Origin of the sequence: Streptomyces stoeckheimensis, assembly GCF_045822005.1 — a bacterium.
GTDB lineage: Bacteria > Actinomycetota > Actinomycetes > Streptomycetales > Streptomycetaceae > Streptomyces > Streptomyces stoeckheimensis.
Genome location: NZ_CP169550.1, coordinates 141,290 through 159,245 on the forward strand (window position 1 = coordinate 141,290; position 17,956 = coordinate 159,245).

19 protein-coding genes are annotated in these 17,956 nt (G+C 71.6%); 6 read left to right on the forward strand and 13 right to left on the reverse strand.

The features are described 5' to 3' along the window. Positions 1-50 precede the first annotated feature (50 nt). The 3 genes from ACE1OC_RS00645 to ACE1OC_RS00655 all read right to left on the reverse strand — a co-directional run bounded on the left by ACE1OC_RS00645 (position 51) and on the right by ACE1OC_RS00655 (position 3,464). Positions 51-395: an alpha/beta hydrolase gene (locus tag ACE1OC_RS00645; RefSeq protein WP_407835247.1), complete on the reverse strand. Its 345-nt coding sequence runs from the start codon at positions 393-395 to the stop codon at positions 51-53. Positions 396-496: 101 nt separating this feature from the next. Further along, a complete protein-coding gene (locus ACE1OC_RS00650) occupies positions 497-2,308 on the reverse strand; it encodes an FG-GAP repeat domain-containing protein (protein WP_407835248.1) in 1,812 nt (603 codons plus the stop codon). Between the two features lie 583 nt (positions 2,309-2,891). After that, a complete protein-coding gene (locus tag ACE1OC_RS00655) occupies positions 2,892-3,464 on the reverse strand; it encodes a snapalysin family zinc-dependent metalloprotease (RefSeq protein WP_407835249.1) in 573 nt (190 codons plus the stop codon). Positions 3,465-3,783: 319 nt separating this feature from the next. Here ACE1OC_RS00655 and ACE1OC_RS00660 point away from each other — a divergent pair, with 319 nt between their 5' ends. From ACE1OC_RS00660 to ACE1OC_RS00670, 3 genes are all read left to right on the forward strand, one after another. Continuing rightward, positions 3,784-4,215, forward strand: coding sequence for an OsmC family protein (locus ACE1OC_RS00660; protein WP_407835250.1), 432 nt, complete (start codon positions 3,784-3,786; stop codon positions 4,213-4,215). Between the two features lie 95 nt (positions 4,216-4,310). Continuing rightward, positions 4,311-4,499 (forward strand): hypothetical protein, encoded by a 189-nt coding sequence (locus ACE1OC_RS00665; protein WP_407835251.1) that lies wholly within the window; start codon positions 4,311-4,313, stop codon positions 4,497-4,499. Between the two features lie 253 nt (positions 4,500-4,752). Further along, positions 4,753-5,583: an alpha/beta fold hydrolase gene (locus ACE1OC_RS00670; protein ID WP_407835252.1), complete on the forward strand. Its 831-nt coding sequence runs from the start codon at positions 4,753-4,755 to the stop codon at positions 5,581-5,583. Between the two features lie 91 nt (positions 5,584-5,674). Here ACE1OC_RS00670 and ACE1OC_RS00675 read toward each other — a convergent pair whose 3' ends face one another. From ACE1OC_RS00675 to ACE1OC_RS00690, 4 genes are all read right to left on the reverse strand, one after another. Next, positions 5,675-5,977, reverse strand: a complete 303-nt coding sequence (locus tag ACE1OC_RS00675; protein WP_407835253.1) for a hypothetical protein — start codon at positions 5,975-5,977, stop codon at positions 5,675-5,677. Positions 5,978-6,096: 119 nt separating this feature from the next. Then, entirely contained in the window at positions 6,097-6,807 is a 711-nt protein-coding gene (locus ACE1OC_RS00680) for an ABC transporter ATP-binding protein (RefSeq protein ID WP_407835254.1), read from the reverse strand. A gap of 6 nt (positions 6,808-6,813) precedes the next feature. Next, complete coding sequence (locus tag ACE1OC_RS00685; protein ID WP_407835255.1) at positions 6,814-8,193, reverse strand: ABC transporter permease; 1,380 nt, start codon at positions 8,191-8,193, stop codon at positions 6,814-6,816. Positions 8,194-8,263: 70 nt separating this feature from the next. Beyond that, positions 8,264-9,535: an ABC transporter permease gene (locus tag ACE1OC_RS00690; RefSeq protein WP_407835256.1), complete on the reverse strand. Its 1,272-nt coding sequence runs from the start codon at positions 9,533-9,535 to the stop codon at positions 8,264-8,266. Positions 9,536-9,696: 161 nt separating this feature from the next. Between ACE1OC_RS00690 and ACE1OC_RS00695 the strand changes: the two genes are divergently transcribed. From ACE1OC_RS00695 to ACE1OC_RS00705, 3 genes are read left to right on the forward strand one after another with little or no spacing between them, the layout of a single operon-like run. After that, positions 9,697-10,359 (forward strand): response regulator transcription factor, encoded by a 663-nt coding sequence (locus tag ACE1OC_RS00695; protein WP_407835257.1) that lies wholly within the window; start codon positions 9,697-9,699, stop codon positions 10,357-10,359. Further along, positions 10,350-11,570, forward strand: coding sequence for a sensor histidine kinase (locus ACE1OC_RS00700; RefSeq protein ID WP_407835258.1), 1,221 nt, complete (start codon positions 10,350-10,352; stop codon positions 11,568-11,570). Before ACE1OC_RS00695 ends, ACE1OC_RS00700 begins: the two co-directional genes overlap by 10 nt. Positions 11,571-11,589: 19 nt before the next feature. Next, positions 11,590-11,979: an SDR family NAD(P)-dependent oxidoreductase gene (locus tag ACE1OC_RS00705; protein ID WP_407835259.1), complete on the forward strand. Its 390-nt coding sequence runs from the start codon at positions 11,590-11,592 to the stop codon at positions 11,977-11,979. A gap of 70 nt (positions 11,980-12,049) precedes the next feature. Here the strand turns inward: ACE1OC_RS00705 and ACE1OC_RS00710 are convergent, their stop codons facing one another. The 6 genes from ACE1OC_RS00710 to ACE1OC_RS00735 form a co-directional block, all read right to left on the reverse strand. Beyond that, positions 12,050-12,856: an NAD-dependent epimerase/dehydratase family protein gene (locus ACE1OC_RS00710; protein WP_407835260.1), complete on the reverse strand. Its 807-nt coding sequence runs from the start codon at positions 12,854-12,856 to the stop codon at positions 12,050-12,052. Next, positions 12,853-14,070 (reverse strand): hypothetical protein, encoded by a 1,218-nt coding sequence (locus ACE1OC_RS00715; RefSeq protein ID WP_407835261.1) that lies wholly within the window; start codon positions 14,068-14,070, stop codon positions 12,853-12,855. Before ACE1OC_RS00715 ends, ACE1OC_RS00710 begins: the two co-directional genes overlap by 4 nt. After that, the gene (locus tag ACE1OC_RS00720) at positions 14,067-15,308 is read right to left on the reverse strand and encodes a glucarate dehydratase family protein (RefSeq protein ID WP_407835262.1); all 1,242 of its coding nucleotides are present in this window, start codon (positions 15,306-15,308) and stop codon (positions 14,067-14,069) included. Before ACE1OC_RS00720 ends, ACE1OC_RS00715 begins: the two co-directional genes overlap by 4 nt. Next, positions 15,308-16,231, reverse strand: a complete 924-nt coding sequence (locus tag ACE1OC_RS00725) for a 5-dehydro-4-deoxyglucarate dehydratase (protein WP_407835263.1) — start codon at positions 16,229-16,231, stop codon at positions 15,308-15,310. Before ACE1OC_RS00725 ends, ACE1OC_RS00720 begins: the two co-directional genes overlap by 1 nt. 75 nt (positions 16,232-16,306) lie before the next feature. Continuing rightward, on the reverse strand, positions 16,307-17,155 hold the full coding sequence (locus tag ACE1OC_RS00730) for a carbohydrate ABC transporter permease (protein ID WP_407835264.1): 849 nt from the start codon (positions 17,153-17,155) through the stop codon (positions 16,307-16,309). Continuing rightward, complete coding sequence (locus tag ACE1OC_RS00735; protein WP_407835265.1) at positions 17,152-17,946, reverse strand: carbohydrate ABC transporter permease; 795 nt, start codon at positions 17,944-17,946, stop codon at positions 17,152-17,154. The genes ACE1OC_RS00730 and ACE1OC_RS00735 overlap by 4 nt, the downstream gene beginning before the upstream one ends. Positions 17,947-17,956 lie beyond the last annotated feature (10 nt).

A 17,956-nucleotide genomic window follows, 5' to 3' on the forward strand; every position in this document is an offset into this window, starting at 1 on the left:
CGATGTGGCAACGACGGGGGCGGTTGGTGGCGTGTCGTCCGGCCTCCCGGCTACTTCGGGACGAGCGTGAACGGTTCGGGCTCGAGACCGTCCACGCACGTGGTGTCGGGCGCGGTCGGGCGAGCGAGGAAGGAGGTCGGCACGCTCTGCGCGCACGAGGACTGCTGGACCACCCAGTGGCCGATTCCGGGGACCTCCACGGCGGTCGAGCGGGACAGGTGGCGGGCCGCGTCCTTCGCCCAACTCGCGCCGGTCTTCACGTCGAACGTGCCGGAAATGACGAATGCCGGCACCGAGCTGACCGTAGCCACACGCTGGACCTTCGTGCGGTCCGGAACGTTCCGGATACCGCACGCCGGGTACTGGAAAGGCACCTGAGGCACCTTGGCCGGCATGCGGAGTGGTCACAACCCGTAGTCGGGCGCGGGCCCGGTCGCCGGCCGGGGCCGGCGGGCGGGCCCGCGCCGTCGCTCTCAGCGGCCCGGGGCCGCGGTGGTCAGAGCATGTTCTTGTAGATGTTCCACCCGGAGCCGAACTTCACCCGGGGAGCGAACGTGGCCGTACCGGTCTTGCCGGTCGAGGTGTACGTGTACACGTCGCCTCCCGGGAGCCGGGCCAACAGGTCGCCCTTGCTGTCGCCGTTGATGTCGCCCGGGACGAACAGCTTGTCGTACTGGTTGAAGCCGCTGCCGACCTGCTCCCGGGCGGCGAACGGCGCGCTGGCCGTGCCGGTGCCCTTGTAGAGGAAGAGGCCGCCGGCGGCGTCCCGGGCGAGCAGGTCGGGCCGCCCGTCCCCGGAGTAGTCGCCAGCGCCGACGAGGGTGTTGTAGACGTTCCAGCCGGTGCCGACCTTGATGGGCGTGCCGAACTTCGTGTACAGCCGGCCGTCACCGGGGTGCAGCCACAGGACGCCGGCGGAGTCACGGCTGACCAGGTCGCCCTTGCCGTCGCCCGTGAGGTCGCCGGGGCCGACCATCATGGTGTAGTTCCACGACGTACTGACCTTCACGCCGCGGACGTAGAGGTCGGTGCCGATGTTCTGCACGTAGCTGGCGTGGTTGTGGCTGTTGAGGCCCGTGGCGAACGTGTTGCGGGAGCCGGGTGTCTCCTTGCCGGCCTGGTACGCCGTCCCGTAGTAGGTGCCGTCGGCCAAGGCGTGGTACTTGACCAGTACGTTGTCTGCCTGGGTCATCAGGTTCTGGCCCTTGCCGAAGAGCGATGTGGTGCCCGCGCCGACGATGAACTTGTTGAGTTCGTAGCCGCTGCCGAAGTAGGCGGGTGCGGCGAACTTGCCGCCACCGATCGACTTGAACCAGTACTCCACGCCGTTGTGGTCGCGGGCGAGCAGGTCGCTGCGGCCGTCTCCGTCGCCATCGTCGGAGCCGGTGATCACGTTGTACTTGTTCCAGCCGGTGCCGACCTTGACACGCGGCTTGAGCGGGGCGGTGGCGCTGCCGGCTCCCTTGTGGAACCACAGCTCACCGGTCAGGGTGCGGGTGACGACGTCGCCGATGCCGTCGCCGTCGACATCGTTGGCGCCCACGATCTGGTCGTAGATCCCCCAGCCGGAGCCGACCTTGACCCGGGAGTTGAAGGGCCTGCTGACCGTCCCGGTTCCGGTGTACAGCCACAGGTCGCCGGCGGGGTCCCGGGCCAGCAGATCGGGGCGGCGGTCGCCGGTCAGATCGCCGGTGGCGATGATCCGGTTGTAGATCTGCCAGCCGCGGCCCGTCCACAGGGGCGCCGAGGTGCTCTTCACGCCCGCCTCGAGGAGCGTGAGCACGCCGTCGAACGTGAGCGAGAGGAGTTCGGGCTGGGTGGTGCCGCCGACGTCGCCGACCGGCAGCAGGTCCTTGAAGGAGGCCTCGGGATCCGGATCGGCCTTGTAGACCGTGTATTCGCTCCAGGCCCTGATCGACGACAGGTAGACGGCCGTGGCCTGGTCGTACTCCATGACGATCATGTCGCTGACGCCGTCGCCGTCGACGTCGTGCCGCGGCTTGGCGGCAGCGGCCACCCGGGCCGGGACCCGGGTCGGCATGACGACGGTCGGGAGCTTTTGACTTCCGTCCGTTCCGGTCACGGCGGACGGTCCCGGCTCCGGCACGGCCGGGCTCGGCACGGCCGGGCTCGGCACGGCCAAGCTCGGCGCGGCCAAGCTCGGCGCGGTGATGCTCGGCGTGGCAACGCTCGGCGCGGCGACGCTCGGCGCGGCAGCCAGGGCGCCGGCGGCCAGGGCGAGAACGCTCCCGACGGCCAGAGCGCGCAGCCGTCTGCGCTGCGGTGGCGTGCGGTGCGATGTAGTCAAGATCCCCCCTGAGGATCGAACCGTGGGGCTCTGCCCCGGCACACGTCATGTGTGTGCCGGGGATCACGCATCCGTGCGTGAACGGCCCCCGCTTCCGTCCGTACACGCTAAGCCCCGTCGCCGACATTCACGCGGGCACGATCACGCCGGTTCCCGTTCCCGGCACGTCAGTTGGGCTTCCCGCACCGGGAGAGTGGGGGGCCGCCCTGCGCGCACGGGTGGCGTGTGGACCGTCCCCGGCGTAGCGCAGCGGCGCCTCGCGCTCGGCGGTGTCGACGGGCCGGCCCCACCGCCGATGCCGACGAACGTCCCCGGTCCGGCGGACTCGGCAAGGACCCCGTACGCGCCCAGCGGTGGGCCGCCGCCTTCGCGGCGATCGATCCGGACTGAAACCCGGGCACGCCCGGGTGGACCGTGGACCGTGGACTGGCGGCGCCGGTACGCCTGCGACGACAGTGGAGGACCACTGGCACATCACGGCGCCCTCGTACCTGATGGAGGCTGGCAGTGGGCCGGGCTGCGTCCTCCGGGAGTCCCGTCCCGGCCAGGGCACCGCACCGGCCCACCCCTGCCGACCCGCCGGTCAGGGGGCGTCGACGAGTACCCGGCCGTCGGTCGGCACGATGGCCGCCAGTCCGTTCGCGTACGCGTTCTGCACGCGGGACCGCTCGGTCGCGTTGGGCACGGCGTTGGTGCAGGCCGTCCCGGCGCTGGACCCGGACATCAGCTGGGAGCACGGCCCCGGCTTGGTGTCCGGGAGGCCCAGGCTGTGGCCCAGCTCGTGCGCCGCGATGCGCGTCTTGTCGTACCCCTGGCTCACAGCCTGCGCGCCGAGTTCGACTCGCACCTGTCGCCCGGGACGCACCGGACCGAGGGTGGCCTGCGGCCAGCCGGTGGTGGCCACGATGACGATCTCGGCCCGGACCCCGGGCGGGGCCTCCACCAGCCGAACGTTGGTGACGTTCGCGTTCCAGGAAGCGACACCGGCCGTGATGGCCGCTTCCCAGCCGGCGGCCCGGCTGTCGTCGTATCGGAGTGTCACCACCGCTGCGGCGGCGTCCGGTATGGGCGTGGGTGCCGCGGTCGCGGCGGTTGCCGTCGCGAGGACCATTGCGGCGGCGGCGGTGCCGACTTTCAGCCAGGTGCCCAGAGACATGGTCGTCTTCCTTCATCCGTGGGGGGAGACCCGGCCCCTCGGCGGAACCGGGGCACTGGAGACGCCGCCACCGCCCGCCGGTGGCCCGCACGTTCGGACAGCCGCCCCTCCGGAGCCCTAAGAACGTAGCCCCGCACCCGACCGGCACGTCATGCACCTGCCAGCCAATTCCGGCAGGCACTCCAGCCGGTGCCCGGTGAGCGGGCGCCACCGCCCGTACAGCCTGGCCTTCTTCGGCGGCGAGCACTTTCAGGGCCGCGGCGGGCTTAGCGGGTGCCGTGCGCGAGGTTGAGGTGGTGGCGGGACTAACGTCGACGTCATGACTGCTGATTCTCTGCGCTCCGTCACCGTCGAGCGGACCGGTCCGGGCATGTTCACCGCGACCAACTCCCGCGGTGACACGATCACCTTCGGCACCGGATCCGGCGGGGGCTTCACCCCCGTCGAGCTCTTCCTCGCCGCGATCGGCGGCTGCTCCGCGGCGGACGTGGACGTCGCCACCAGCCGGCACGCCGAACCCACCGAGTTCTCCGTCGCCGTCCACGGGCACAAGGCCGAGGACGCGGGCGGCAACCACATGACCGACCTCCAGGTCGCCTTCACCGTCCGCTTCCCCGGAGGCGAGGGGGGCGACCGGGCCGCAGCGATCCTGCCGCGCGCCGTGAAGACCTCCCACGACAAGCTCTGCACGGTCAGCCGCACGGTGGAGGCCGGAACCCCGGTCGCCGTAAAGGTCATCGACACGCACTGACCAGCTGTGAGCGGATGACACAGCGCCGACTGAGGGGCTGTCCTCGGGCAGCCCCTTCCGCTCCACGAACGCCGCGCCCTGGGGCGGCACGAAGGATGCGCGGGGACCTGGCTCTCGGCGACGCGCGGGGCCGGGCGCTCCTCGGCCGCGACCGGGACGTCGAGGCGCGCGCGGACCCGCGGCAGGGACGGTCAGGGATGTGGCGGGTCTACGGGAGCTTCAGCCACGGGCTGGGGTACGGCAGCGTCCACGTTCCGGAAGAGGTCCAGTTGATCTGGGTGTAGTTGGCATACGCCTCACCGGTCTCGGCCGTTGTGTCGCGGCATGAAATCCCCCGTGCAACTCCCCTGCCGGATATCGGCAGGACGATGGGCCTCACGCTAGGACAAGCCGTGTTCTCCGGAGCACAGGCTTTGCGTGAAGTCGAGGATATTCAGAGCTTTACGAGGGCCGCCGCCGAAGGCACGTAGGTCATGGACTCTTGTCTCCGGGGCGGGCATCCTGCCCTGACCCATCAGCACGGATCAGGGGGCGCGCGTGGAGTCGGTGGTCGTGGACGGGGTGCGGATCGCGTACGAGCGAACAGGGCGAGGGCGGCCGGTGGTGCTGGCAGGTGGTACGGGGATGCCGCCGGTGGCATGGGAGCTGTGCGGGGTCCGTGAAGGCCTGGTGCGGGCGGGCTTCGAGGTGATCACCTATGCCGCGCGCGGTGTCGCCCCTTCCGACGCCCCCGCAGCGGTGTGCTCGATGGCGGACCTGGCCGGGGACCTGGCGGGGCTGATGGACGCCCTCGGCCTGACCGGCGCCGCGGTCGTGGGGTACTCGCTGGGGAGCTTCACCGTCGAGCTGCTGGCCCGTACGCGGCCCGACCTGGTGGCCTCCGCGGTGCTCATGGCGGGCGCCGGACCGGTCACCGGGGTCCTCGACGCGATGCTGGACGCGGAGGCCGAGCTGATCGCCGCGACCGGTCGGCTGCCCGCCGCGTTCACGCGCCTGCAGACCCTGCTCTCCAGCCTGCCGCCGGCCGTCCTGCGCGATGACGAGGAGCAGACCCGCACCTGGCTGGAGCTCCTCGGAGCCCAGGAAGGCCTCTGGACCTCGCCCGACGGGGAGGTGGGCCAGGCCACCGCAGCCGAAGCGTGGTTGCGCGACCCGCACCGCATGGCCGCGCTCGCCGACATCACCATCCCCGTGCTGGTCCTGGGCTTCGAGCACGACCTCTACTTCCCGCCGCACGCGTCCAAGGTCGCCGCCGACGCCCTGCCGCGAGGCGAACTCACCGTCATCGCCGGCGCCGCACACGCAGGGCTCCTCACGCACCCGAAGGAGACCGGCGCCGCGCTCCGTGCGTTCCTGACCCGCCAATGACACCTCCCCCACCCGCGCCGGCGGCGACGACTTGAGAGCGCTCGTCGCACCAGCACGGTCCAGGGGCTCTTTCCACGAGTCGGAGGTGCTGTTACTGGATGAACAGGCTCATGCCGGGGGCGGGGCGGACCAGCCGGCCCGGCAGGACGGCGCCCGTCACCCGCCCGTCGCAGTGGGGGCCCGACCACACGAAGGCGGTCTCGTCCGTGAAGTTGGCGACCTCCGAGGGCACGAAGTCTCCCAACGGGTAGCAGCCTGACGGGTCATGCACCGGCGCCCGATCGATGAACAGCACTCCGTTCGCCGCCTGTGCCGTACCCGGCGCCGCCAACGCCAGGGTCAGCGCCGCAGCGCACGCCCCCAGCACCCGCGCCACGCGTCGTGTTTCGCGCATCCCGGTCCACCTGCCTCTTTCGCCTTGCCGCAACCACTGTCGTCACTGAGGGTAGGGCATCCGTACTCACTGTGATGCACGGTCTGGAGGTGGGAGGGGGCGCGTGCTCGTGCGTGTGTTCACCGGGCGCTGGTCGTCTGCTCCGTGAGCTTGCCCTTGCGCAGGGTGAGGACGCGGTCGGACTGGGCGGCCAGTTGCTGCGAGTGGGTGACGACGACCACGCACTTGTCCTGCTGGTGGGCGAGGTCGCGGAAGGTGTCGATGATGCCCTGGGCGGTGTCCTCGTCGAGGTTTCCGGTGGGTTCGTCGGCGAAGAGGATGTCGACGTCGCAGGCGAGCGCGCGGGCGATGGCGACGCGCTGCTGCTGGCCGCCGGAGAGTTGCATGACGTTGCGGGCGGTTATCGCCTTGTCGAGGCCGATGCTCTCCAGCAGCTGCAGGGCTCGTGCCTTGCGGCTTCCGGTCGGGGGCTTCGCGCCGGTGATCTCCATGGCGGTGGTGACGTTCTGAAGGGCGGTCATGTAGGTGAGGAGGTTGTACTGCTGGAAGATCGTGGCGGCGTGTTTGTTGCGGTAGCGGCCCAGGCCGAGCGTGGTGAGGTCGTGACCGTCGAAGGTGATCGCGCCCTTGGTGGGGGTGTCGAGGCCGCTGGCGAGCGAGAGCAGGGTGGTCTTGCCGCTCCCCGAGGGGCCCAGGATGGTGTAGAAGGTGCCGCGTTCGAAGGAGTAGTCGACGTCCCTCAGGACCGTGGTCCTGCGGCGCTGGCCGGAGTAGGTGTGGCTGATGCCCGCGAGGCGCAGGGCGGGCGGGGGCGGGGTGGCGGTGGTCATGGCGGGTCACTTGCCCTTCGTGAGGATGGTGCGGGGGCTCAGGCGCAGTACGGACGCGGCCGGGACGGCGGTGGCGAGGAGGCCGATGCCGAGGCCGACGCCGCCGACCGTGGCGAGGTCCGCCGGATCGAGCGCGACGGTGATCTTGTCGATGGGGTCGGCGTTCTCCACGGGTTTGTCGTTCGGGTCGATGCCCTGGTCGAGTCCGGTGCTGCCGAGGGCCGGGGGCTTCCAGGAGCCGAGTTTCCGCTCGGCGGCGGAGGCTTCCTTGCCGAGCAGCGCCTGGCCGGCGCTCTGGGTCAGCTGCGGGGCGAGGAGGGCGCTCCCGCCGATGGCGATGACGGCGACGGCGACGATCTCCAGGACCTGCTGGGCGATGAGCCTGGACTTCTTCTCGCCGATCGCCAGCAGGACGCCGTACTCCGTGCGGCGCTGCTTGACGGCGAGGTTGACGAGGAGGGCGAGTACGGCCGCGCCCCCGAGGACCATCAGCCACATGGCGACGGTGGCCGTGGAGCGGATGCTCTTGAGGGGGCCGGTCATCTGCTGGACGGCCTTGTCGTTGGCGTCCAGCTTGAAGCCGGCGAGCGCCGCGCCCGCGATCCGCTTCGCCTCGCTCTTGAACGCGCCCTGCGCGTCCGCGTCCTGGAGGAGGAACGTCGCCTTGCCGACCTTCCTCGGTCCGCCGCCTTCGGAGCCGAGCACGGAGAGGCCGCCCACCGATCCGTACAGCATGTTGGCCGGGCTGATGCCGTATTCGGCGTCGGCCTCGGTGGTGGGGCGCGGATCGCGGTAGACGCCGCCCACGGTGAACTCCCCCGTGGTCTTCTCGTCGTTGCCGGTGAGGGTGATCTCGTCGCCGACCTCGAGGCCGTTCTGCCGGGCCAGGCGCTCCTCGATCAGGAGCCGCTTCGTGTCCTTGTCGGCGGCCGTGATGTGACCGCCGGACACGAGGGTGGACTTGCCGCTGCGGAAATCGGGCAGCAGCGAGGAGTCGAGTACTCCCATGCCCACGGTGCCACCGGGGCCCATGGGCTCCTTCGGTCCGCCGTCGACCAGTTTGTTCTTGCCCGTGAGGAGGGCTCGGTCCCACGTCGAGTACGTGTACTTCTGCACCTGGGGCAGGGCTCCGATCCTGTCGACCGTCGCGGCCTCGATGCTGGGCGCCTGGAGTTGCGCGGCGTTGCCCATCCGGCTCATGTCCATGTCGAGATTGACCTCGGCGCCGACCGAGCGTTTGGCGTCCCGTTCGGCGCGTGCCGTCGCGGCGTTGATCAGGACGCCCGCCAACACCATGACGGAGATGACGAGGAAGGTGGCGAGGGTGATCAGGGTGCGGCCCTTGCGGGCCCACAGGCTGAGCCCTGCACGTTTGACGAAGTTCATGGGGATCGGCTTTCTCGGTCCGTGCCGGAGGTCGGCTGTCCTGTGAGGCGGGGCGTGGGGCATGGGGCGGCTATGCGGTGTCGGTGAGGATGGAGCGGGGGTGCAGGCGCAGGATCCCGATGCCGGGGATGACGGTGGAGACCAGGGAGATCCCCAGCGCGATGCCGGCGACCTTGCCGACATCGGCCGGCTCGACCCGCACCGTCGGCCGGGCGATCTCGGTGTCCGGGGCGCGGGGCGCCGATACCGGCTTGTCGTCCTCTCGGCCGAGGAGTGCCTCACCGGCGCTCTGACCGGCCAGCGAGAGCGCCGAAGCGGCGAGTGCGACCGCGGGCAGGGCCACGGCCGCGACCTCCACGGCGTGCTGGCCGATGAGCTTCCACTTCTTCTCGCCCAGCGCGAGCAGCACTCCGAGCTCGGAGCGCCGCTCGCGGATCTGCAGCATCACGATGAGCCCGAGGATCAGCGCTCCGGCCAGGGCGATCACCCAGACGATCAGTCCGGCGAAGGTGCCGACGCGCTGGATGGGCAGGACCTGGTCCTTGTACGCCTTGTCGTTGACGCGGAAGTCGAAGCCGTCCTTGCCCAGGAGTTCCTCGGTCTGGGCGTGCAGCTGCCGGGCCCGGTCCGGCGAGCCGATCTTGAGCACCGCCGCGCTGACCGTCGCGGCGCCCGCGCCGAGCTTCTGCGCGGTGGCCACCGGGACGTACAGCGTGTTGCCGGGCAGCTGGTGCGGCGGCGTCCACACCGTCGGTTCCCGTGCCGGGTCCCGGAAGACGCCGACGACCGTCACGGGCGTCGTGCGCTCACCGTCCGCCGAGCGCAGGTGGAGGGTGTCGCCCACCTTCAGGCGGTTCTCGTCGGCCAGGCGCTGCTCGATCACGGCGACGTCGCGTCCCGCATCCTCGGGGGCGATGCCACGGCCCGACGTGAGCTCCGTCGAGCCGTACGAGAAGGGGAGCAGCATGCCCGAGTCCCGTACGCCGTTCACGGACAGCGCGCCCTTGCTGTCATCTGCCGCGGCGCCGCCCGGCTCCGGGGCCTTCGACGCCAGCGGCGTGAGGCCCTGCGCGCCGGCCCGCACCGGAACCTCCGCGTTGTAGCGGTGCACCGGGGCCAGTGCTCCGAGACGGTCGGCCAGGGCCGGGGTGAGTCCCTCCTTCCTGACGGTGACGTCGACGCCGATGGTGCGCTGCGCGTCGGCTTCCTGGCGGGCCGCGGCGGCCTTGAGGAGAAAGCCTCCGAGGAGCAGGGTGCAGATGACGAGGAAGATCGCGAGCAAGGCGGCGGTCTTGGACTTTCTGGCACCAAGGCTCGTCCCGGCACGCTTGACGAAGTTCATGCCGATGACGAAAGCAGCCCGCTGTTTGCTGGCAGATAAGCGTGTTACAGCGACATAAGGACGGGCTCCGCGAAACCGGCTGGTCACCCTTTCGACCAGTCCGGAGCACGCGCCTCCGCGTCCTTATCCGCCTGCAATCGCGATCTTGGTTTCCTGGAGCCATGAGAGTCCTGGTAGCCGAAGATCACCGTGTCCTCGCCCGCACCATCGCCACCGGTCTCCGCCGCCAGGCGATGGCTGTGGACATCGCCGCCACGGGCGACGAGGCCGAGCGGATGTGCCTGCTCACCTCCTACGACGTGCTGATCCTCGACCGCGACCTGCCCGTCATGAGCGGCGACGAGGTCTGCCGACGGCTGCGCGAGCTCACCGCCCCTCCCCGGATCCTGATGCTCACCGCTGCGGGCGAGCTCACCGACAGGGTCTACGGCCTCACCGAACTCGGCGCCGACGACTACCTGGCGAAGCCCTTCGACTTCACCGAACTCGTCGCCCGTGTGAGGGCGCTGAGCCGCCGTACGCCCAAGCAGCCCCCCGCCGTCCTCAGCTTCGGCAACATCACCCTGGACGAGACGCACCGCGAGGTGTCCGTGGCCGGAGTTCCACTCGAGCTGTCCCCGAAGGAGACGGCGGTCCTGCGCCTGCTGATGCGGGCCGGCGGAGCGCCGGTGGCCCACGACGAGATCGTCCGCACCGTCTGGGACCAGCACCTCGACACGCGCACCAGCGCGGTCCGCACCACCGTCAGCCGCCTGCGCGGCAAACTCGGGGACGCCTGCCTGATCCTCACCGACAAGGGAGAGGGATACCGGCTGTGCGACTGACCCCCCGGGCGCTCCTGCACAGGATGCCCTTCCGCACCCGGCTGGCCCTGGCCTTCTCCGGGCTCTTCCTGATCACCGGCATCCTCCTCCTCGCCTTCGTCGTGGTCCTCGCGCGCTACGGAACGGCCCAGCAGGTCCAGGGCATCTCGGTCACGTACGGCGACCTGCCGAGCGGGCGGGCCGACCCCTTCGAACCCGCGCAGCCGACCCGCCCGGACCTCACACGCGAACCTCCGAGTGACGTCGCCATGATCCAGAAGATCGACCAGACCGTGCGGGCCGTCCAGGACACCGCCCTGCGTCAGATGGTGCTCTGGTCCGCCGTCGGCCTCCTCGTCCTGGCGCTGCTCGCCGGGCTCCTCGGCTGGTGGCTCGCCGGACGCGCCCTGTACCCGGTCGCCTCCATGACCGACACCGTTCGCCGGATCAGCGAACAGAACTTGCACCAACGCCTGGCGCTCACCGGCCCCGACGACGAACTCCACCGCCTCGCCGACACCTTCGACACGATGCTCGACCGGCTCGAGCGGTCCTTCGAGAGCCAGCGCCGCTTCGTCGCCAACGCCTCCCACGAACTGAAAACACCTCTCGCGGTCCAGCGCACCACCCTTCAGGTCGGCCTCGCCGATCCCCTGCCCGACGGCCTCAGCGAAGTACGCGAAGACCTGCTCGGCGCCAACCGGGAGGCGGAACAGCTCATCAACGCGCTCCTGCTGCTGGCCCGCAGCGATCGCGGGCTGGAGAAGACCGAGCCCGTGGACCTCGTCGCCGCCACCCGGCTCGTGGCCGCCGAGCTCACCCCGCTCGCGGCCGAAGCGGGCCTGCACCTCGAGATCGACGCCGGGACCGATGCCGATTCCGATTCCGATGCCGGCGTTCCGCTGGTCGTTTCCGGTGACCCGGTCCTGCTGCGCCACCTGCTGACGAACCTGGTCCGCAATGCCATCCAGTACAACCACCCCGGCGGCCACGTCCTCGTAGCGCTCGCCCCTTCCTCCGTGACGGTGACCAACACCGGCGCCCGTGTCCCTGCCGACCGGATCCCCGACCTGTTCGAGCCCTTCCGGCGCCTCGACGGAGATCGCACCGCAACCACCGGCCACGGCCTGGGACTCTCCATCGCCGCCTCCATCGCCCGGGCACACCACGCCACCCTGACGGCCCGGCCGGGCCGGGAAGGTGGGCTGGCGCTCACCCTGCGCTTCCCGTGACCGGGTCCGTTCGTGGTCGGTGGGGCCGGTTCTCCAGGAGCCCGGGGTCCGGCTGGTCCCTCTGGCCCTGGACCTGCCCGGCCTGGAATCCGTGGCCGCTTCCTCGGGCGCCGTCCTGGCCGAAGGCCGGCCGCTGGACCTCCTCGTCAACAACGCGGGCATCATGGCCATCCCCGAGCGCCGCACCACCAAAGACGGATTCGAGCTCACGGTGGCGACCAATCACCTCGGCCACTTCGCCCTCACCGGTCACCTCGTCCCCGCCCTAGGCGCGAGCACGGCGCCGCGCGTGGTCACCGTCAGCGCGATGGTCGCCCGAAGCCGCTCGGCCCGACCGCCTGAACGACCTGCAGAGCGAGCAGCGCCACCGCCCGATGGCCGCCTACGCCAAGACCGACGCAGCCTCTGACCCGGCACTCGCCGACGCACTGTTAGGGACCTCCGAGCACCTCACCCAGGTCAGGTACCCGTAGCGGCGGTCAAGGAGCGAGCCCGGTGCGCGTGAAGTGTCCGCCCACGAAGCGCGCGTCCACGTGGTCGGGGTCGAGTTCGCCGTGCTCGGCCAGGAGCCCCGTCGCGTAGGACTCCGCGTCGTCCTGCGGCGCGTAGCCGAGGGCGCGGGCAGAGGTGAGGTCCCACCAGGCACGGGTGTTGGCGCTGATCCCGTGGACCACCGTGTGGCCGACGTCGGGAGCGGTCAGGGCGGCGTGGACCAGCCGGGCGCAGTCGGCCGGGCTCAGCCAGGTCGACAGCATCCGCACGGTGCGGGGGCGTTCGAAGCAGGAGCCGATGCGCACCGACACCGTCTCCACGCCGTACTTGTCCGCGTACAGGGAGGCCAGGCCCTCGCCGAAGGCCTTGGACAGTCCGTAGTAGGTGTCCGGCCGGACCGGCAGCTGCTCACCCGCGGGGAGGGGCCGGCCGGTGAGCGGGACGAATCCCTCGACGTGGTTGCTGCTGGCGAAGACCACGCGGCGCACGCCCTCCGCCCGTACCGCCTCGTAGAGGTGGTAGGTGCCGCGGATGTTGGCGTCGAGGACGGCCTCGAAGCCGTCCTCCAGGGAGATCCCGCCGAGGTGCACGACGGCGTCCACTCCGCGCACCGCCTCCCGCACGGCGTTGGTGTCCCGCAGGTCGAACGTGAGGCAGTCCGTGCCCCCGGCCCCGTCGACCGGCCGGATGTCGGCGAGGCGCAGCGTGTAGCCGTAGGCGGGCAGGAGCGGGCGCAGCAGGGTGGCGACACCGCCCGCGGCGCCGGTCAGCAGGATGGTGCGGGGACGGGTCATGCACGGAACTCCTTCGCCAGGGCCGCGAGCAGCGGCAGTCGTTCCCCGGGCAGCAGGCCGAGGTGGTAGAGGCTGAGCCGGGTCGCGCCCGCGGCGCGCAGCCGCCGTACGTGGGCGGGCAGCGCGGCCGGGTCGGCGGGGGGCAGGGCGGTGACGTACGCGTTCACCGGCAGGCCCGATTCGACGGCCTGCCACACCAGTTCGGCGCTCTCCGGTCCGGTGGGCCAGCACGGCACCAGGAGTGCGTCCGCGTCCGTGACGGCGCGTTCGGTGAGCCCGGGTGACGGGCCCGTCGCCCATGGGTCGGGGTGGGCGTGCAGGGTCACCTCCGCCCCGGGCAGCGTCGTCCGTACGGCGTCCAGGACCCGCCCGCGCAGGGCGTCGGCGGCCTCGTGCCTGACGCGCAGGAGTGCCTCCCCGAGCTCCGCCGGGAGGTCCTGCCCGCCGCGCAGGCGCCGTGTCACCCGGTCCGGATCCAGTCCGGCGGCCCGCCACGCGGCGCGGCAGGCCGCGCAGCAGCACACCGACAGGGCCCGCAGCTCCGCGGCCGTGTAGGCCCCGTCGGTCTTCTCGTGGCAGCCGGCGTGTACGGCGCCCAGCTGGCCCGCGGATTCCAGCGAAACCCCGCGCACCGCGTCCGGGGGCAGCTCGCGCAGGGCTTCGGCGGCGAGGGTGGCGCAGTACTCCCGGACCTCTTCCTGCGCGGGGCAGAGCGCGTAGGGGTAGGTCTCGCCGAAGCAGTTGGTGACGGCGAGGTCCGGGTGCCGGGTGCCCAGCAGGCTGTTGTGGGCCAGTACCAGCCAGGCGCTCACCGGAATGCCGGCCTCGGACAGGGCCAGTGCGGCGGCGGCCGCCGGGTCGGGGCCCTCCACCCAGGCGGCGCCGGTCGGTACCAGGCGGCGTCCCGCCCAGGCACCGGCCCGCACGGGGCGGTAGAGGGCGGAGTGCCGGGCGTCGACGAAGCGGTGGCCCGGGTGCAGCGGGGTGGCGGCGCGGGTGGAGTGGTAGCTGACGGCCAGGGTGACGGAGTCCAGCCCGGCTTCGCGGACACGGTCCGCGAAGCCGGGATCGCCGACGACGTCCCAGGGGTAGGCGTGGCCGGAGACCGTGGGGGACGCGTACGGGGGCCGGACCTCGGTCGGGGTCGGGGTCGGGGCGGAGGTCGGGGTCGGGGCGGAGGTCGGGGTCGGGGCGGAGGTCGGGGTCGGCGTCACCAACGCGGGCGCCTCTTCTCGTAGTCGGGGTCGAAGGTCTGCATGTAGCCGGTGTCGTCGCGCTCCCGGATGCCGCAGCGCAGGTAGTTCCCGTGCAGCCGGGCGAGCGCGTCGGGATCGAGCCGCACACCTAGGCCCGGCCGCTCGGGGACCAGGACCGAGCCGTCCTCGATCTCCAGCGGTTCGGCAAGCACGTCGGCCCCGCACTGCCAGGGCGTGTGGGTGTCCGCCGCGTAGGTCATCTCGGGCAGTGCCGCCCCGAGATGGGTCATGGCGGCCAGGCTGATCCCGAGGTGGCTGTTGGAGTGCATGGAGACGCCGACGCCGAACGTTCCGCAGATCGCGGCGAGTTCGACGGAGCGCCGCAGACCGCCCCAGTAGTGGTGGTCGGCCAGCACCACGTCGACGGCGCGCCGGCCGAAGCCCTCGGGGATGTCCTGGGTGCCGACCACGACCATGTTGGTGGCCAGCGGCATGGGAGCCGTCCGTGCCACCTCGGCCATGCCGGGTATTCCGGGAGTGGGGTCCTCCAAGTACTCCAGCAGGCCCTCGGTCTCCGCGGCCACCTTCGTCGACGTCTCCACGGTCCAGGCCTGGTTGGGGTCCAGTCGCAGCGGGTGATCGGGGAAGGCGTCGCGCAGGGCGCGGATCGCGTCGATCTCCTCCCCCGGCGGCCGCACGCCGCCCTTCAGCTTGAGCGAGCGGAAGCCGTAGGCGTCCACCATCGCCCTGGCCTGCGCCACGATCCCGTCCGGGTCCAGCGCCTCCCCGTACGGATCGGGGCCGGCCCATTTGTAGAAGAGGTACCCGGCGTACGGCACCCGGTCGCGGACCCGTCCGCCCAGCAGGTCGGCGACGGGCCGTCCCGCCAGCTGTCCCTGGAGGTCGAGGCAGGCCACCTCGAACGGGCTGAGCACCCGCAGCACGGTCTTCTCCGGGGTGGAGCCGCCCGTCAGTCCGTGCCGGTCCGGGGCGTCGGCGCCCCCGAGTACGGACCGGATCCGGCGCAGCAGGCCGTTCGTGTCGTACGGGTCCAGGCCCACCAGGGCTCCGGCGGCCTCCCGCAGCAGCGCGAGGTGCGGGGCGTCCCCGTAGGTCTCGCCGAGCCCTGTCAGCCCGTCGCCGCAGCGGAGTTCCACGATGGCGCGCAGGGCCCACGGCTGGTGCACCCCGGCGGAGTTGAGCAGGGGCGGGTCGGGGAACGCCACCGGGGTGACGACCACCTCCCTGATGCGCATCACACCTCCAGTGCGGCGAGGGCGGCGCGGCCGCGGGCGATGATGCCGGCGAGGAGGAGTTCGTGCTCCGGTGAGGCGTCCACGAGCGGCGGCCTGACGTGGCCCACGGCCAGACCGGCGAGCCGCGCACCGGCCTTGACCAGTGAGACGGCATATCCGGGCGCGGCGTCCCGCAGGGCGACGAACGGCAGGTAGAACTCGGCCAGCAGTGCCTGCACGGCCTCCGTGTTCCCGGCGCGCACCGCGCGGTGGAAGGCGGTGGCGATGTCGGGGGCGAAGCAGAGCACGGCCGAGGAGTAGCAGGCCACGCCGATGGCCTCGTAGGCCTGGACGGAGAGTTCGGCGGTGGGGAGGCCGTTGAGGAAGCCGAACTCGGCGGCGCGCGGGTGGCCACTGGTACGGATGGCGGTGACGAGGCGCAGCATGGCGTCGACGTCGCCGCGCCCGTCCTTGATCCCGGTGACGGTGGGGATGTCGAGGAGCCCGACGGCGGCGGCCTCGTCGAGGACGGCGTTGGCCCGCTGGTAGACGGTGATCGGGAGCGCGGTCGCGGCGGCGACGTAGCGGATGTGCTCGAGGAGCCCGGCCGGTGTGGAGGAGATGAGGTACGGCGGCAGGAGCAGCAGGCCGTCGGCGCCGCACTCGGCGGCGGTCGCGGCGAACTCGCCGGCCATCCGGGGGCCGCCGCCACAGCCGGCGACGACGGGGAGGCGGCCGTCGGCGACGCGGACGGCGGTGGCGACCACGTCGCGGTACTCGTCGGCGGAGAGTGCGGTGAACTCCCCGGTGCCGCAGGCCACGAAGAGGCCGGCCGGGCCGGCGGCGATCTGCTGCTCCAGGTGGTCGGCGAAGACGGCCAGGTCGACCTTGTCGTCGGTGGTGAACGGGGTCAGTGGAAAGGACAGCAGCCCTTGCAGGCGCATGGGTTCCCCTTGGGAGTGGGTGTGGGCGTGCGTGAGGAGGTGCGTGAGGGGGTGTGTGGGGGGCGCGTGGGCGTGTCAGCCCTTGACGGCGCCCGAGGTCAGGCCGCGCATGAACTGGCGCTGCATGGCGATGAAGGCGATGACGCTGGGCAGGAGGGCGAGAAGAGCGGCGGCCAGCAGCACGCCGATGCCGACCTCTTCGTCGGCACGCAAGGTGCGCAGGGCGAGCGGCAGGGTGAACTGCCGGGCGTCGGTGGCGACCAGCAGCGGCAGCATGTACTGGTCCCAGATCATGGTGAATCCGAAGATGCCGATGACTCCGAGAGCGGGTCTGCACAGCGGCAGGATCACCGACCAGAAGACCCGCAGGTCGCCGGCTCCGTCGAGGCGGGCGGCCTCTTCCAGCTCCACCGGGATCTCCTTCATGAACTCCGCGGTGACCAGGATGGAGAAGGCCCAGGCGCCGACCGGGATGATCATTCCCCAGAGGCTGCCGGTGAGCGACAGGTCGGAGAGGACCAGGGACAGCGGGATCGCGAGGATCTCCTCGGGCAGCATCATGGTGCTGAGGACGAGCAGGAACACGAGCCGCAGTCCCGGGAAGCGCTTGCGGGCCAGGGCGTAGGCCGCCGAGATGCTGACCCCGATCTGGAGCAGCAGCCCGCCGCCGACCACCAGGAAGGAGTTCAGCAGGTAGAGCAGTACGTCGCGGTCGATGGCGGCCCGGAAGTTCTCCAGTGTCGGCCTGGTCGGCAGCAGGGTCAGCGCGGTCGGGTCGGTGCTCCGGTTGAAGGCGCTGGCCAGCAGGGCCAGCAGCGGCCCCGCGAAGACCGTGACCAGCAGGGCGTACAGCGCCAGCTTGCCGAGGGTGGCGGCCGGACCGCGCCGCTCCTCCAGGCCCAGGGCGGTGTCGAGGCGGCTCACCGCGCCCCCTCCTTTCCGCGGGCACCGGAGAGCCGTACGGCCAGGGTCAGGGCGACGGACGCCGCGAGCAGCACCATCGATCCGGCGGCCGCGACGCCCAGCTCGTTGCGCTCGAGGCCGAGCTTGTAGATCAGGGTCATCAGCACCTCCGTGGAGCCGTTGGGCCCGCCGTTGGTGAGCAGGAAGATCTCGGTGAAGACCCGCAGCGAGCGGATCGCGGCGAGGGTGAACAGGATGACGAACGCCGGACGCAGGGCGGGCAGCGTGACGTGCCAGACGCGGCGCCGTACTCCGGCGCCGTCCGCGGCCGCGGCTTCGTAGAGGGTCCGGTCGACGCCGGCGAGCGCGGCGAGGAAGATCATCATGTCGTAGGGCGCACCGCGCCACACGCCCACCGCCATCACCGACCACAGTGCGCTGTCGGGGCTGTTCAGGAACTGCGAGGGTCCGGCGCCCAGCCAGCCCAGCAGGGTGTTGACGGCGCCGTCGGCGGCCGGGTGGTACAGGATCCGCCAGACTTCCGCGACGACCGCCATGGCGGTCACGGTCGGCAGGAAGACGGCGGTGCGGACGATCCACAGCCGCCGGGCGGTGCCCTCCAGCAACAGGGCGAGGACCAGGCCGAGCACGACCGAGCCGCCGGTCTGACCGACGGCCAGGACGAGCGTGTGCCCGATGGCGTCGAGGAAGGCCTCGTCGGTGACCACCTGCCCGTAGTTGGCCGTGCCCACCCACCGGTCACCGAGGTAGGGCCGCACCTCGTGGAAGCTCATCTCGATCGCCCGCCACATCGGCAGGAAC

What these genes read in the sequence shown, in the direction of transcription:
- ACE1OC_RS00725 (WP_407835263.1), bottom strand. Translation starts at nt 16,231, where the DNA reads ATGCGCCTGCAAGGGCTGCTGTCCTTTCCACTGACCCCGTTCACCACC.
- ACE1OC_RS00695 (WP_407835257.1), top strand. Translation starts at nt 9,697, where the DNA reads ATGAGAGTCCTGGTAGCCGAAGATCACCGTGTCCTCGCCCGCACCATC.
- ACE1OC_RS00720 (WP_407835262.1), bottom strand. Translation starts at nt 15,308, where the DNA reads ATGCGCATCAGGGAGGTGGTCGTCACCCCGGTGGCGTTCCCCGACCCG.
- ACE1OC_RS00680 (WP_407835254.1), bottom strand. Translation starts at nt 6,807, where the DNA reads ATGACCACCGCCACCCCGCCCCCGCCCGCCCTGCGCCTCGCGGGCATC.
- ACE1OC_RS00735 (WP_407835265.1), bottom strand. Translation starts at nt 17,946, where the DNA reads ATGTGGCGGGCGATCGAGATGAGCTTCCACGAGGTGCGGCCCTACCTC.
- ACE1OC_RS00660 (WP_407835250.1), top strand. Translation starts at nt 3,784, where the DNA reads ATGACTGCTGATTCTCTGCGCTCCGTCACCGTCGAGCGGACCGGTCCG.
- ACE1OC_RS00690 (WP_407835256.1), bottom strand. Translation starts at nt 9,535, where the DNA reads ATGAACTTCGTCAAGCGTGCCGGGACGAGCCTTGGTGCCAGAAAGTCC.
- ACE1OC_RS00710 (WP_407835260.1), bottom strand. Translation starts at nt 12,856, where the DNA reads ATGACCCGTCCCCGCACCATCCTGCTGACCGGCGCCGCGGGCGGTGTC.
- ACE1OC_RS00685 (WP_407835255.1), bottom strand. Translation starts at nt 8,193, where the DNA reads ATGAACTTCGTCAAACGTGCAGGGCTCAGCCTGTGGGCCCGCAAGGGC.
- ACE1OC_RS00665 (WP_407835251.1), top strand. Translation starts at nt 4,311, where the DNA reads ATGCGCGGGGACCTGGCTCTCGGCGACGCGCGGGGCCGGGCGCTCCTC.
- ACE1OC_RS00655 (WP_407835249.1), bottom strand. Translation starts at nt 3,464, where the DNA reads ATGTCTCTGGGCACCTGGCTGAAAGTCGGCACCGCCGCCGCCGCAATG.
- ACE1OC_RS00645 (WP_407835247.1), bottom strand. Translation starts at nt 395, where the DNA reads ATGCCGGCCAAGGTGCCTCAGGTGCCTTTCCAGTACCCGGCGTGCGGT.
- ACE1OC_RS00675 (WP_407835253.1), bottom strand. Translation starts at nt 5,977, where the DNA reads ATGCGCGAAACACGACGCGTGGCGCGGGTGCTGGGGGCGTGCGCTGCG.